Annotated in this window: 18 protein-coding genes; all 18 read right to left on the bottom strand. The window is 39.3% G+C overall.

The genetic code is table 11. The annotated features are described in order from the left end of the window. Positions 1–111: 111 nt before the first annotated feature. The 18 genes from ACVC7R_RS00235 to ACVC7R_RS00150 all read right to left on the bottom strand — a co-directional run bounded on the left by ACVC7R_RS00235 (position 112) and on the right by ACVC7R_RS00150 (position 13,047). The gene (locus tag ACVC7R_RS00235) at positions 112–1,041 is read right to left on the bottom strand and encodes a hypothetical protein (RefSeq protein ID WP_447263011.1); all 930 of its coding nucleotides are present in this window, start codon (positions 1,039–1,041) and stop codon (positions 112–114) included. Between the two features lie 87 nt (positions 1,042–1,128). Continuing rightward, the gene (locus ACVC7R_RS00230) at positions 1,129–1,527 is read right to left on the bottom strand and encodes an NTF2 fold immunity protein (protein ID WP_447263010.1); all 399 of its coding nucleotides are present in this window, start codon (positions 1,525–1,527) and stop codon (positions 1,129–1,131) included. Positions 1,528–1,564: 37 nt separating this feature from the next. Next, on the bottom strand, positions 1,565–2,128 hold the full coding sequence (locus ACVC7R_RS00225) for a hypothetical protein (protein WP_447263009.1): 564 nt from the start codon (positions 2,126–2,128) through the stop codon (positions 1,565–1,567). A gap of 54 nt (positions 2,129–2,182) precedes the next feature. After that, positions 2,183–2,467 carry a hypothetical protein gene (locus ACVC7R_RS00220; RefSeq protein WP_447263008.1) on the bottom strand — a complete coding sequence of 95 codons (285 nt, stop codon included), beginning with the start codon at positions 2,465–2,467 and terminating at the stop codon, positions 2,183–2,185. A 98-nt stretch (positions 2,468–2,565) separates the two neighbouring features. Next, on the bottom strand, positions 2,566–3,006 hold the full coding sequence (locus ACVC7R_RS00215; RefSeq protein ID WP_447263007.1) for a hypothetical protein: 441 nt from the start codon (positions 3,004–3,006) through the stop codon (positions 2,566–2,568). Between the two features lie 13 nt (positions 3,007–3,019). After that, on the bottom strand, positions 3,020–3,733 hold the full coding sequence (locus ACVC7R_RS00210; protein ID WP_447263006.1) for a hypothetical protein: 714 nt from the start codon (positions 3,731–3,733) through the stop codon (positions 3,020–3,022). Positions 3,734–3,809: 76 nt separating this feature from the next. Continuing rightward, on the bottom strand, positions 3,810–4,199 hold the full coding sequence (locus ACVC7R_RS00205; protein ID WP_447263005.1) for an Imm50 family immunity protein: 390 nt from the start codon (positions 4,197–4,199) through the stop codon (positions 3,810–3,812). A 74-nt stretch (positions 4,200–4,273) separates the two neighbouring features. Then, positions 4,274–4,900, bottom strand: coding sequence for a hypothetical protein (locus tag ACVC7R_RS00200; RefSeq protein ID WP_447263004.1), 627 nt, complete (start codon positions 4,898–4,900; stop codon positions 4,274–4,276). 31 nt (positions 4,901–4,931) lie between these two features. Further along, the gene (locus ACVC7R_RS00195) at positions 4,932–5,492 is read right to left on the bottom strand and encodes an immunity protein (protein ID WP_447263003.1); all 561 of its coding nucleotides are present in this window, start codon (positions 5,490–5,492) and stop codon (positions 4,932–4,934) included. Positions 5,493–5,542: 50 nt separating this feature from the next. Further along, the gene (locus tag ACVC7R_RS00190; protein ID WP_447263002.1) at positions 5,543–6,358 is read right to left on the bottom strand and encodes a hypothetical protein; all 816 of its coding nucleotides are present in this window, start codon (positions 6,356–6,358) and stop codon (positions 5,543–5,545) included. Positions 6,359–6,437: 79 nt separating this feature from the next. Then, a complete protein-coding gene (locus ACVC7R_RS00185; RefSeq protein WP_447263001.1) occupies positions 6,438–6,776 on the bottom strand; it encodes a DUF7716 domain-containing protein in 339 nt (112 codons plus the stop codon). Positions 6,777–6,794: 18 nt separating this feature from the next. Next, entirely contained in the window at positions 6,795–7,214 is a 420-nt protein-coding gene (locus ACVC7R_RS00180) for an SMI1/KNR4 family protein (RefSeq protein WP_447263000.1), read from the bottom strand. A gap of 18 nt (positions 7,215–7,232) precedes the next feature. Beyond that, positions 7,233–7,568: a hypothetical protein gene (locus tag ACVC7R_RS00175; protein WP_447262999.1), complete on the bottom strand. Its 336-nt coding sequence runs from the start codon at positions 7,566–7,568 to the stop codon at positions 7,233–7,235. A 36-nt stretch (positions 7,569–7,604) separates the two neighbouring features. Beyond that, on the bottom strand, positions 7,605–8,303 hold the full coding sequence (locus ACVC7R_RS00170) for a 3-oxoacyl-ACP reductase (protein WP_447262998.1): 699 nt from the start codon (positions 8,301–8,303) through the stop codon (positions 7,605–7,607). Further along, positions 8,296–8,532, bottom strand: a complete 237-nt coding sequence (locus ACVC7R_RS00165) for a DUF2829 domain-containing protein (RefSeq protein WP_000141913.1) — start codon at positions 8,530–8,532, stop codon at positions 8,296–8,298. Before ACVC7R_RS00165 ends, ACVC7R_RS00170 begins: the two co-directional genes overlap by 8 nt. A 98-nt stretch (positions 8,533–8,630) precedes the next feature. Then, on the bottom strand, positions 8,631–9,557 hold the full coding sequence (locus ACVC7R_RS00160) for an aldo/keto reductase (protein WP_447262997.1): 927 nt from the start codon (positions 9,555–9,557) through the stop codon (positions 8,631–8,633). A 97-nt stretch (positions 9,558–9,654) separates the two neighbouring features. After that, the gene (gene metG / locus ACVC7R_RS00155) at positions 9,655–11,652 is read right to left on the bottom strand and encodes a methionine--tRNA ligase (protein WP_447262996.1); all 1,998 of its coding nucleotides are present in this window, start codon (positions 11,650–11,652) and stop codon (positions 9,655–9,657) included. A gap of 135 nt (positions 11,653–11,787) precedes the next feature. Continuing rightward, on the bottom strand, positions 11,788–13,047 hold the full coding sequence (locus ACVC7R_RS00150) for an ABC transporter permease (RefSeq protein WP_447262995.1): 1,260 nt from the start codon (positions 13,045–13,047) through the stop codon (positions 11,788–11,790). Position 13,048: the final 1 nt, after the last annotated feature.

Raw genomic sequence — 13,048 nt, 5'->3', positions numbered from 1 at the left:
TCTTATTTCCTTTTTTGTTACTTTTGAAATATAACTCCCTCAAGAGGATGTTTCTTATACATTGATACTACTATAAATCGATTGCTCATCATTTCCATGTATTCTACATGGCTACTCTATGATCGTTCCTAGAATCATCTTATTTTGCTCGGATATCTGGAAGTCATTCATGAAATAGGGTAAAAAGTCATCAAGCAAGGGATGGCTAAGCCCGTCGATTGGGAACCCTCTTTTCTGACGTTCTTTTAATAAAATCAAGATTTCAATTGGGAAATACTGCCATAGTAAGGTATTGAATTCAACTAAATGACTATCTTTGGTGTTCGCTAAATGATAATCACACATGGATAAAATTGTTTCTCTAAAAACATTAACATCCTCTGAAAAAATAGTTTCCATAACCTGTTTATAGGCATCATTCACATTATGATAAGGGTTTGAGTCCAAGGGTTTATATTTAGCATCACAGGCATTTTCGAGCAAGCTAGCTAACCGGTCTCCCTGTCCATTTCCATAAAGAAAAACAACTAAAGGCAATAAACTACTGGATGAAAAGAAAATAGGTTGCTTCCCTTTTTCAACTTGAGCTTCTTTAAAATAGACTAATTTATCAATTAAAAATTCGACATAAGTATCATCTAAATAGGCAAGGGCAAATAAGATATTCAAACAAATATCTGTATCAAAGTTTGAGCCTCCTTTAACCAAATATTTAGCAGAAGCCATATCTGCCATTACAGAACAAAAACAGCCGTTCAATAATAACTGGTAGTTTTCAGATGTTTTACTTTTTATAAAGTTAGAGACTAGAGGATACGGACTTATAGAATCAATCATATCTACATGATCATACAGGTATGATCTTATCTCACCATTTTCTTCGTAGTTAACTTGAACGCTTTTCTTATCAGATTTTAGAGCTGTTAAAATGGCCTCAGTATTAGATAGGTTTTCTGCCTCTAAGTGAAAATTTCTCGCCTTCAGTATTTGATTTTTGATAGTTGTTAATTTTCTTTTTTGATTTGAAAGTGTTTTATTCATATTGACCTCTAAGATTTCATTTCTTCCACTCAACTACCGGTGTTTTTGAAGTTCATCTCTTTCCGTCTTCCTACGTTATCCAGTATATCACAAGGAAGAATTGATCCACTTCCCATCATCAAGCCATTCTTTCTTATCAATCCACCATTTCCCCTTTTGAAACACCATTTGAAAACGATAGAGAGTTTCTATACCAGAACGATTCTCCTTGATGTAGAAATAAGCTTGATTTTCGTTATGCTCTTCATCAACGATGGGATGCGTTTCTAATTTATAGTCAAATGGAAATCGAATAGATAAAGATACTTCCCTTGCTCTGAGTGTTTTTTTAGATGTACAAAACTGATTAAAAATAGCAGCTAATTCATCCTTCAACGTCTCTTTATAGGCTTGGTTTCTTAGGCTCCTAGTGGCTTTTCTTTCCCAAGTATACATAGCCTGCATAAACTGGAGTAAGGTTTCTTTTGCTAGATTCGTATGAGTCATGTTTCCTCCTACTTTTCTCATTCTCCTGTTTTTATCATCAGCCCATCATAAAGGCTATAAAGTCCTTTTGATAGTCTTCAGGAATATGCTCCTTAATAATAGCCATAATCCCCTCCAAGAAGCCCTCTTTATAGTCCAATAAATCCTCATCAATATAAATATTGTTCTCAAACTGGGTGATTTCTAGCTTTTTCATCAGCATATAAGTAGCTAAGAAAGTAGAAAGAGAAGGGCTGAGAGCATAGAGCTTAGAATCTCCTGGGATTCTCCCATAGACTGGATTGAGATCGCTCACTAAGTCACAAAAGATAGCTTCATCTCCCATCAAGTGGGCAAAAACTATATAGGTTTCCTTCCAGCCTTGATCCTGCCATCCTTCTGCTGCAGCTTCGCAAGAGGAGAGAGGAAACAGAGCAAGATCATAGGGAGCCCCTCTAAAATAAGCTTCTTCATCAAAGTCTAAATGCTGGTAGAACTCTTTCAATTGACCAGACAAATCTAGCTTTTCGACATGGAGACAGTCACTAGTAAATACAAACTCTCCTAAGCCCTTGTTTCTATGATAGACTTCTACGAATTCCTTCAACAAATTGAGCATCATTATTGGACTCCTCTCACATTTTTGGGATTATATTTGGCTATTTTCAACTGACGATTACGTATCATTCTGACTGTTAGTGACAGCCTGAGCCCAAATTCGTTCAAATTCCTCTTGACTAATCTTGATGGAGTCTGATAGATCCAACTCATCTTTTCGACCATCATAGAGTAGAAACCCTATTTCTGGAACATAATCCTGTAGGCAAGAGGAAGCATAATAGTGCCCATTCAAAACGTTAATTTGTCGACTTGCACGCTGACCAGTAAACTCTGTATAAATAACTCCTAGGCCTGACATAAACTCACTATTGCCATAATAATAATATTCTTTTTCACACATTAGAACCACCTTTACCATTTGTCTCTCCAAGAATGGCATTCTTTCCTCTTTGCCTCTTTCATCGACTAATTCAATGTTGAGCTTTCACATTATAGAATCTACGGGTTATTAGCCTTATTCTCCAAGACTCTCACTTCTACTTTATCCTCCGCTAAATGGAGATCCAGTACTTTTTCCTGATCTCGAAAGAAAAGCGTCAGGTCTCTGGTAGAAAATTCAGTAGAATAAGAGGACAAAAAATTATCCAAAGACTCCATTTGAAACAAGACGTAAACTGGTGAAAACTCCCAAAAAACTAGGATAAACTGCCTTCTATTTCCAACTAGACTTTGAATTGATCTACTTAGATCTTTAGTAGTAAGATTGGTAGAAAACTCATAAAGGCAAGGAATCAGAGAATCGATAGGATTCAACTCCCCAGCACACCAAGCAATTTCTTTAGGTTTTTCGGTCAGAAAATGAACATCCTTTATCCCCTTCAAACTCTTGATTCGTCTTTCAACTTTTAATAAGGATAATTTCTTTTTTACGTCACTCATTGTTCTTGCTCCATCATTTTAAAACAGAAATTCTACTCACAACCTCATTCTCTTTATCCAACAGATATAGGAAGTTACCTTTTGCTTCCAGTCTACCAAGTTTGGCCCCATAGTCCATCTCGTGAGCAGGGCAGGATTGAATCAACTGACGGATACTCTTATCCTTATGCTCTATCTTCCAAAACAAATCCACCTTATCAAGCTGATGCTCCACTTGAATGGAAAACATCGTGGATTGGATCTTCTTCCTTTTCCACTCCCAGCTATTTTCGTAATTGTTTTTCTCTATTTCATTGACTACATCCTCTATCAAGGAGCAAGGAATAGAGAGCTCCTGAAACACGCGCTTTACCCCTTTTACTAAGGCCTCTAAGAGTAACTTTTTCTGTTCCAATGGACTCAAGGTTTTATAGCTAGAAAAATCAAATAAGACCTGAACAGTATAGACACCTAGTAGGTTCATGATAGCTGGATTGCTAATCGTATCTACACATTCTACGATGATTTTCCAACAATCCTTGGTCACAACTGGTTTGAAGAGGCGCTCTACCATAGAGGTCATACATTTGGATTCATGTACGAACGCTCTTCGTAGGTCTTTCCAATTCTGTCGATAGTCCTCAATTCTAGCTTCCTCGTAAGTTAGCGTAGCTGAGTCCATCAGCTCCTCAACCCTCTGTTGATTTTCCACATAGGGCTTATCTAATTCAAAATACTGTAACTTCATATTCGTGGTCTCCCTCCTAGCAATGGAGGATTGTTTGATCATCCAGAATCTCCGTAAATAAGCTAGGAATACATCTTTAAGTATCTATTTTCACAGGATCAATCTCAGCAATTCTAATAAGGTCAGAAGATCCTGATAACATCACATCATTTTGGTTTTTAAAATTGAATTCAACCTTATTCTCTAAAAAAAGTAGTTCCAGTTGACCATTCACCTTATGAATCCCCTTAGAATAAAAATGGATTTCATCTAAATTAAAAAACTCTAAATTAATTTTTATGGCATTAAATGCACTTTTCTGCCACTTTTCAGGGAAATTAGTTGGCAAATCAAATACATAAAGGACAAGATCTAACTTGTAATCGTAACATAATACAGTATCAAGAAATACATTATTCAATTCCAAATCACCATCAAACAGATGAATAATCTTTTCCCTGCCCACTGCTTTTTCAAACCATTTCACAATATGAACTCCTTTTTTAAAAATGAATAAAAGTCTTGTTTTTAAGAGTTATTGTTTCGCTCTTTAAGGAGATTTTAGAATAGACTGATCCTCCTTCCGTCCTTTCCTTTTGTAACGTCATTGATTAAGTCCTTGACGATAGATATATCGAACTGACGGGAAAAGTCTACAATTTTCTGGCGATTCTGTTCTGGATATAAATAAGATGCAGCTAAAATAAATAAAAATGGATTTATGACTTGACCAATATGCTCAAGGTATTTAGGCTGAGTCACATAAGACATAATTTTGTTAAAATCGTCATCTTTCAGCACAATCTTTCTCTGATATATCGCTGCACAGGCACCTGCAGCTTGAGATGAGTTATTCGATTCTAAGGACTCATAAACAAAAGATAGATTCTCTGTTTCTAAATTTTCTAGATAAGCAATCGCTACTGCTAGAGAGCGGTAGGTTACAGGTGTTGGGATGTCTTTCAGCAGTAATGACTTGAGATAGGGAATTTCCTCTGTGCAGTCAGTCACTGCCATTGCGTAGAGCAAGTACATTTGTGATTCCCATGATTTAGGCTTTGCCATCTCAACTTCCAAGGCCTTATGCAAGAGAGGCCCATAACCTTTAAGCCGCTCTTTTAAAATTTTTTTCGCAGCTTTTCTCACTAGTGGAGAACGGCCCGATGTTAAATCATCAATAAAGTCCATTTTTAAATCCTCTTTTTATCTCCATTTGATTTTACTGTTCTTTGTTCAGGATACGAAAAAGATCATCTCTTAGAACGATTCCATCGTCTTCTATCAAATAGGCCATGTGCTCCCAGAAGGGCAATTCTTGTTCAAGGGGCTTTTCCAAGGCAAGTACTTGGTTCTTCAAATTTGCTGCAATTTCTTCGACTTCATCTTGCTCAATCTCATAAAACTTTGCTTTCAAAAGAAAGATGCCTGATAGAAAGAGCGAATAAGAGGAAACAAAAGTATGTAAGGAAGAGTTGACATAAATCCTCGCTTCTTGAAAAACTTCCCTTCCTTCTTGATTGCAAAGTAAAAGGATCTGCTCTTTTTCTCCAATCACAAAAGCACCTAAAAAACACTGACCAAAAAGACTAGAGCTCTCTTGCTCTTTCCTAAGTTCTACCAAATCAGTAGCTACTTTAACAAAAGAAAATCCCATTTTGGAATAATCTTCTAAATAAGCAAAGAGGTTGAAACGAATCTCATCAAAACGAAATGGTTTCTCCTCTGAAGTTACCACACAAAAGCCGTGCTCCTTTACGAATTCATCAATAGTAACTGTCATTTTTCTATCCTTTCTTCTGCTAACTAGCTCTGATACTGTTCACATAAGAGCTAGTCAAGGACCCAGTCCAGTTCCAAACACTTGGCTACATCCTCAAAGTGTTCATCCCAGGCCCATTGGTAATCCTTGCGACTCATCAAGTAATCCACATACTCTTCATTCATCCAACTCTCTGTATGGATAGAAAGAGCTCGCCTTTTTCTGTCATCTTGGATCGTCGCTATTTTTTCCTGAGCCTTCTTTGATCGTTCACTCAAGTTTTTTATATAAAGAATATCTGGATCCTCTGGACGAATAGTCTCCGTCAAATCACAACTTGTAAACTCGACAAAACTGAGCTGAGCCTCTGATAGATCTGCATACAATTTTTCTACTTTCTTAGTTTTCGACCCAAAGGTACATTCAGACAATTTTCCAATAATTTTATTATTCTGAAAAGCTGGTAGGGGAAAGAAAATGTCGTGCATCCTACACTTTTTAAAGAGACAATCCCTCATCTCGCTGACATTTCCCAAAAGAGGACGCTTCATATGACAAGAAAGGAAGATAGACGATATAATGTGACTGTCATAAAATAAAGTTCCATTTAAATTGCATCGTTTGAAAGTACAGTTTCGAATAACTGTATGATTTTTGAAGCCCATTTCCCTCAAATCACAGTTTTCAAAAAAGACATTCTCAAAGATACAGTTTTCAAACACAACCCGAAGATCCGCTATTCCTTTGATTTTTGTATCCTTAAAGTGGCGGTTGTTAAAAAATATGATGTTCCTAGCACCCTCTATCATTTGATCAATCGATAACTCTTCCCCACTATTTAGGATAATTTGACCATCTTTTATGACAATCCCATCTATTTCTTTCATAATATCCTCCGTCTGCTCTCACAGCAACTTTGGCTTGTTACTCCTAGTAAAATCCTTTGTTCAATATCTAGTTCGATATTTAATTATCAAAAGTCATAAAACTATCATGCTCCTGATAATAATTCAAAGCCTCGAGCAAGTCTTGGGGACTTGCATCTGGCTTTTCCTCAAGTGCAACTGAGAGAACATCAAACAACTGCTCTCCATAGTAGACTAGCTGGAGATCTTGCTCCACTACATCCGTCGGGTAGACATCACGGTCTTCTACGACATCCGGATAATCTGATACCCAATAAAGCCTATCTAGTGCTAGCTCTCCATCCTCCTTGCCATAGAGGCAAAAATCATCTGAAGAAGACTCATTCACGCGCATCTGCTCGATTATCTGCTCTAGTGAAAGTTCTTGGTGTTTCCGCATCTCTTCTCCTTTTTGGTCTCACTCTTCAACAAAGGAATTCAAAAAATCCTCAAAAGATGCCCATTGACCGTAGATCTCTGCTTTTTCTTCTAAAACATAGAAATAAACCTTACCATAATCCTCTGCCCTTAGCGAAAGAGCATAGTGACCCGATCCAGGATCATAGGCAAAATGGAGAAGATCTGTACCCTTAAATCCTGCAGGTACAGCCTCATCGTCAAACCAGCTCAGAGACTTTTTCATTTCGTCAAGTGAATCAAAGAAATTGAAAGGAAAGAGATGACGGTCATCATGAACCCCCATTACTTGGGGCTGGCCACCGTTGTACTTGAGATAAAAATCCTTCATGGCTTCCGGCAATTTCTTTCCAAGAAACTCCTCAAATTGTAAAAAGTCTTCTTTTGAAATCGGTGAATCTGCATCTAGCACTCTAAACATGATTACTCCCTCCCATTTTTACAATTCTTCCTCTAAAATCTTATCAATAAAGTCATAGACGTTTGCAGCAACTTTTTGCATTTCTAAGGAGCCTAGAGCTCCCAAGTCATTTTCATAAATGCAATCATCTACATTTTTCTTGATAAAGTAGGCCAAATCTCCTTCCTGTCCAATCATAAAGTAATCTGGCTCTACTTCCTCAATCTGATAAGTTTCATTACGCTCTTTTAGATCCTCCTTGGCATACAAACAGATACCTGTATCTCCAATTTCATAGGGGTCAATCTCTTTCCACTCAGTTAAAAACTGATAGTAGAGATTGGGCAAGACAAATCCAAACTCATCTCTTTTCATAGCTCACCTCCACATATTCACTGAGTATCAACTATATTACTTCAAAGACCAACCACCATCAATTGTCACAATTTGCCCCTGCATGGCGCTTGCCTTTCCGCTTGCTAAAAAGAGGCTGACTTCTGCCACTTCCTCTGGCTCAATCCAGCGTTTGATAGGTGTTTCACTGGCTACCCAGTCTGCCAGACCACCTGGTTCAAAGTCAGCTGCTGTCATACCAGTCTTAACTGCACCAGGAGCAATACCAAAGATCTGGATTCCAGCTTCTGCATAGTCTAGAGCCAACTGCTTGGTAAATCCAGCTAAGGCGTGTTTAGAAGAGGTATAGGCATGCCCACCACCGCCTGCTAGACTTGAAGCAATGGAACACATATTGATGATGATTCCTCGCTTGTATTCCAACATGTTCATCAAATAATAACGGGTCAACTCCACTGGAGTTACGTAATTGATTTCAAAAATCTCTTGGATTTCTTGGGCTGTTTGTTCTAGTAAAGGTTTATAGTCATCCAAAACTCCAGCTGTATTGCAGAGAACATCCACCTGAGGACACCAATCAAAAATGGGTTCCAAGTCAAGCGTTAAATCACGTTGTAAAAAGTGAAAGTCACCCTGTAAATCAGGATTTTCACCCTGATCCACTCCAAAAACCTGATAACCTTTTTCTAAAAAGAGTCGAGCTTGAGCCAGACCAATCCCTGAGCTAACACCTGTAATCAATACACGTTTAGTCATGGACTTCCACCCAATCCGTCGCTAAGACATCACAAGGAGTTGGACTCCACATAGAAAAACCTTCTCCTTCACCAGATACGTTAATGAGGAAATAGGGTGTCACTTCAAGGGCGACGCCATTTTGCTCGATGGTATCAAAAAGCTGCACATAGTTTTCAGCCCCACCCCAGCCAGTACGTACATATTTCTTTTTTGCCTTTAGTCCAGGCAGGATTTCTTCGAATGTCATGTTTTTCTCCTTTGTTATCTATAAATCTTAATTTCATTATAACAAAAAACCGCTTTCCAACGGCTTTTTGACTGTGATTTCTGAAATGTAATTTCCCCTTACGGCAAATCATTCCCTGCTGCGAGGTAAATCTCATACCATTCTTTTCGAGTTAGGTTGACATTACTTGCTTGGCTTGCCTCTATTAAATGCTTAGGATTTGTTGTTCCTACCACCGCCTGCATCTTGGCTGGGTACCGTAACACCCAAGCAATAGCAATGGCTGATGGGCTCACACCGTATTTTAAGGCTAGGCGATTTAGGACTTGGTTTAGTTGTTGAAACTTCTCATTACCGACAAAATTCCCTTTGAAATATCCGAACTGCAAGACTGACCAGGCTTGAATAACCATGTCGTTTAATTTGCAGTATTCAAAGACGCTACCATCACGCAAAGCTGCCCTGTCACCTTCCATATTGACATGGAAACCTGATTCAAATCCTGGCGTGAAAGCTGCACTTAGTTGCAATTGATTGATCGATAAAGGTTGTTTGACCTCTTTCTTCAGTAATTCTATCATCATAGGATTTTGGTTGGACACACCGAAATCTCGAACTTTACCAGATGTGTGTAGAATTTCAAAGGCTTCCGCCACTTGGTCAGCTTCCATCAGAGCATCTGGACGATGGAGCAGCAAGCTATCTAAATAATCAACCTGCAATCTTTTTAAAATCCCATCTACTGATTCTAGAATATAATCTTTTGAAAAATCAAAATAGGTAAATTCTTCGATGCGAATGCCGCATTTGGACTGAATACACATCTTTTCTCGCAGGTCAGGACGATTGTTTAACACCTGACCTAGTAATTCTTCACAACGACCTCCACCGTAGATATCTGCCAAGTCAAAGGCATTGATTCCGACAGAGAGGGCTGTTTCAACCAACTCCTCAACTTCCTTGATCGACTTGTCACTGATTCGCATCATACCGAGAACGATTTCGGACAATTCTCTTTTCTCTTGACCAAATGGAATGTATTTCATGGCAATTTCCTCCGTTTTCTTCATTATAAAGTAGAATGCCACTTTTATCAACTTTTATCAAACTAAAAAGAACCAGTTCAAACTGGTTCTTTTTAGTTTAGCCAATCACACTTCCGTTTGGTACAGCTGGATCAACTGTGAGAAGGGTTAATTTGCCATCATGTTCAGCTGAGAGGATCATCCCTTGGCTGACATATTTTTTCATCATTTTACGTGGTTTGAGGTTGGCAACGATTTGGACTTTCTTGCCCACCAATTCTTGTTCATTTGGATAGTATTTTGCAATTCCTGAGAGAATTTGACGATCTTCGCCATCACCAGCATCTAAGCGGAATTGAAGCAACTTATCAGAACCTTCCACTTTGGAAACTTCCTTAACTTCCGCGACACGGATTTCAACCTTATCGAAGTCTTCAAACTTGATTTCTTCCTTGTTTAGTTTGAGTTCGACTTCGTCTGGATTCCATTCTTTTTCGACTGCTGGTTTGTTGCTTTCCATTTGTTCCTTGATATAGGCGATTTCTTCTTCCATATCCAGACGTGGGAAGATTGGTGTTCCTTTGGCAACTACTGTTACTCCTGCAGGGAAATCAGCCAGGCTCAAGTTTTCAAGGCTAGAAACTTCTGCGAGACCAAGTTGTGTCAAGACTGCACGACTGGTTTCCATCATAAACGGCTCAATCAAGTGAGCAACAACACGAAGGCTAGCTGCCAAGTGGCTCATCACACTTGCCAATTGGTCACGGAGAGCCTCATCCTTAGCCAAGACCCATGGAGCTGTCTCATCGATGTATTTGTTGGTACGTGAGATGAGAGTCCAGACTGCTTCAAGCGCACGTGGGTAGTCAACTGCTTCCATGTAGGTGTGGTAGTCAGCGATTGATTGTGCTGCAACGTCAGCAAGAGCATTGTCAAACTCTGTCACACCCTCTACATAGGCAGGGATTTGACCATCAAAGTACTTGTTAATCATAGAAACCGTACGGTTGAGGAGGTTTCCAAGGTCATTGGCGAGTTCATAATTGATACGGCCTACATAGTCTTCTGGAGTGAAGGTTCCGTCTGAACCGACAGGAAGACTACGCATGAGGTAGTAACGAAGTGGATCGAGACCATAGCGCTCTACTAACATTTCAGGGTAAACGACATTCCCTTTTGACTTAGACATCTTGCCGTCTTTCATGACGAACCAACCATGGGCAATCAAACGATCTGGCAATTTGATATCCAACATCATGAGAAGGATTGGCCAGTAGATGGAGTGGAAACGAAGGATATCTTTTCCTACCATATGGAAGACTGTTCCATTCCAGAACTTATCAAAATTGCCATGTTCATCTTGACCATAGCCAAGGGCTGTCGCATAGTTCAGAAGGGCATCGATCCATACATAGACAACGTGTTTTGGATTGGATGGGACTGGTACTCCCCATGTAAAGGTTGTACGAGAAACTGCCAAATCTTCCAAACCTGGCTCGATGAAGTTACGCAGCATTTCATTGAGACGACCATCTGGAGTGATGAAATCAGGATGTGATTTGAAAAATTCGACCAAGCGATCTTGGTATTTACTGAGGCGAAGGAAGTATGATTCTTCAGATACCCACTCCACTTCGTGCCCTGATGGTGCGATACCGCCAGTGACATTTCCAGCTTCATCACGAAAAACTTCTGCAAGCTGGCTTTCTGTAAAGAATTCCTCATCCGATACTGAATACCAACCAGAATATTCACCAAGGTAGATGTCATCTTGAGCAAGCAAGCGTTCAAAAACTTGCGCCACTACTTTTTCATGGTAATCATCAGTTGTACGGATGAATTTATCATATGAGATATCCAGTAATTGCCAGAGTTCTTTGACTCCAACTGCCATGCCATCAACATAAGCTTGTGGTGTGATACCAGCTTCTTCTGCTTTTTGTTGAATCTTTTGGCCATGCTCATCAAGACCAGTCAGATAGAAGACATCGTAGCCCATACGACGTTTGTAGCGAGCTAGGACATCACAGGCGATAGTTGTGTAGGCAGAACCGATATGAAGTTTACCAGATGGATAGTAAATCGGTGTTGTAATATAAAAATTCTTTTCAGACATATTTTTTCCTTTCCAGGCTAATGAAACCTGTTTTTCTAACACTTCATTATACCATATTTTTAGTGATTTTCGAAAAGGAAATCCAACCAAAAACAAGACAGACTTGTGTCCATCTTGTTTTTCTTGTTGATTATCTTATTCATAGCGAAGAGCTTCAATCGGATCGAGCTTAGAGGCTTTGTTGGCTGGTAAGACACCGAATATCATACCGATACCTGCTGAGACCGCTAAACTAAAGAGAGCGATTGGGATGGATACTCCAACTTCGATTCCTGCAATCAAGTTTTGAAGAAGAACTCCTGCAAGCATGGTCACCCCTGCAGCAAGCAGTAGACCAATGAATCCTCCTAACAAGGTTAAAATCATGGATTCAATCAAAAATTGAACCAGAATATTAGCCCGTGTTGCTCCTAGCGCTTTGCGTAGACCAATCTCACGGGTACGCTCTGTCACCGAAACAAGCATAATGTTCATAACACCCGTACCACCAACAAAGAGGGAAATTCCCGCAATGGCACTAATAATCGTTGTTATGAAGCCAAACATTTGTTGCACTTCGTTGAAGGCTTCCGTTGCATCAGCTATCTGATACTCCCCTTGTTGGAGACCTGCAATTTCCGTCATTCTCCTAGCCAGCTCTGGCCCCAAAGTCTGGGTCAAGCTGGTATCATTGACACGGAAGACAATATTTGAAATCTCATCGGTGTTAAAATTGACCGCAAGAGAAATATTGGTCGTAATTGGTAGTCCTCCGACTCCAAAAGCTTTTGCAGCCTTAGCTTCCTTACTTGCATAAACACCAATAACACGGTAGCTGATTTCATTTACTTCAACAATCTGATTGAGCGCATCTTTTGCTGAACCAAAAAGGCTATTGGCAAGTTCTTCATCTAAAATAATCACGTTTGCAAAATCTTTATAATCTTGTGCTCTAAGACTTCGACCTGCAATGATTTCATTTTCGACCGCATCCATATAAGTGACATTCCCACCAGTCATGTTAGCGTGTTCCACCTTTTTATCCTTATAGGTCAAGGTCACATTCATCGAGTTGGTTACATAATAGCTATCCACACCTTTCAGTTTGGCAGCTTCTTTAACCCATGATTCTTGAGGTTTTGGTGGTTCAACAATAACATCTTCCTCTTTACCAGACAGAGTTAGAGCAGACTGTTTCTGGGTAAAGGAACCATCCGTACTCTTGGTAGGTGAATAGAAGACATGAATGTTTTTCTGGGATTTGGTCATGTTTTTATTGACCTGACGAGACATAGAGTCACCCAAGGCCATGATGACGACGACTGATGATACACCAATGATAATCCCAATCATGGTTAAGAATGAGCGCATCTTATGGGCCATGATGGATGAAAAGGCAAATTTCAGATTCTGCATC

Source organism: Streptococcus sp. Z554, from assembly GCF_053010305.1.
This window is presented reverse-complemented; position numbering and strand designations above follow the sequence as displayed.

Bases quoted from the DNA above. Each gene is read 5' to 3' on its own strand.
- ACVC7R_RS00165 (WP_000141913.1), bottom strand. From the start codon at position 8,532: ATGACATTCGAAGAAATCCTGCCTGGACTAAAGGCAAAAAAGAAATAT.
- ACVC7R_RS00225 (WP_447263009.1), bottom strand. From the start codon at position 2,128: ATGATGCTCAATTTGTTGAAGGAATTCGTAGAAGTCTATCATAGAAAC.
- ACVC7R_RS00185 (WP_447263001.1), bottom strand. From the start codon at position 6,776: ATGCGGAAACACCAAGAACTTTCACTAGAGCAGATAATCGAGCAGATG.
- ACVC7R_RS00195 (WP_447263003.1), bottom strand. From the start codon at position 5,492: ATGACAGTTACTATTGATGAATTCGTAAAGGAGCACGGCTTTTGTGTG.
- ACVC7R_RS00215 (WP_447263007.1), bottom strand. From the start codon at position 3,006: ATGAGTGACGTAAAAAAGAAATTATCCTTATTAAAAGTTGAAAGACGA.
- ACVC7R_RS00200 (WP_447263004.1), bottom strand. From the start codon at position 4,900: ATGGACTTTATTGATGATTTAACATCGGGCCGTTCTCCACTAGTGAGA.
- ACVC7R_RS00180 (WP_447263000.1), bottom strand. From the start codon at position 7,214: ATGTTTAGAGTGCTAGATGCAGATTCACCGATTTCAAAAGAAGACTTT.
- ACVC7R_RS00175 (WP_447262999.1), bottom strand. From the start codon at position 7,568: ATGAAAAGAGATGAGTTTGGATTTGTCTTGCCCAATCTCTACTATCAG.
- metG (WP_447262996.1), bottom strand. From the start codon at position 11,652: ATGTCTGAAAAGAATTTTTATATTACAACACCGATTTACTATCCATCT.
- ACVC7R_RS00160 (WP_447262997.1), bottom strand. From the start codon at position 9,557: ATGAAATACATTCCATTTGGTCAAGAGAAAAGAGAATTGTCCGAAATC.
- ACVC7R_RS00230 (WP_447263010.1), bottom strand. From the start codon at position 1,527: ATGACTCATACGAATCTAGCAAAAGAAACCTTACTCCAGTTTATGCAG.
- ACVC7R_RS00235 (WP_447263011.1), bottom strand. From the start codon at position 1,041: ATGAATAAAACACTTTCAAATCAAAAAAGAAAATTAACAACTATCAAA.
- ACVC7R_RS00170 (WP_447262998.1), bottom strand. From the start codon at position 8,303: ATGACTAAACGTGTATTGATTACAGGTGTTAGCTCAGGGATTGGTCTG.
- ACVC7R_RS00220 (WP_447263008.1), bottom strand. From the start codon at position 2,467: ATGTGTGAAAAAGAATATTATTATTATGGCAATAGTGAGTTTATGTCA.
- ACVC7R_RS00210 (WP_447263006.1), bottom strand. From the start codon at position 3,733: ATGAAGTTACAGTATTTTGAATTAGATAAGCCCTATGTGGAAAATCAA.
- ACVC7R_RS00150 (WP_447262995.1), bottom strand. From the start codon at position 13,047: ATGCAGAATCTGAAATTTGCCTTTTCATCCATCATGGCCCATAAGATG.
- ACVC7R_RS00190 (WP_447263002.1), bottom strand. From the start codon at position 6,358: ATGAAAGAAATAGATGGGATTGTCATAAAAGATGGTCAAATTATCCTA.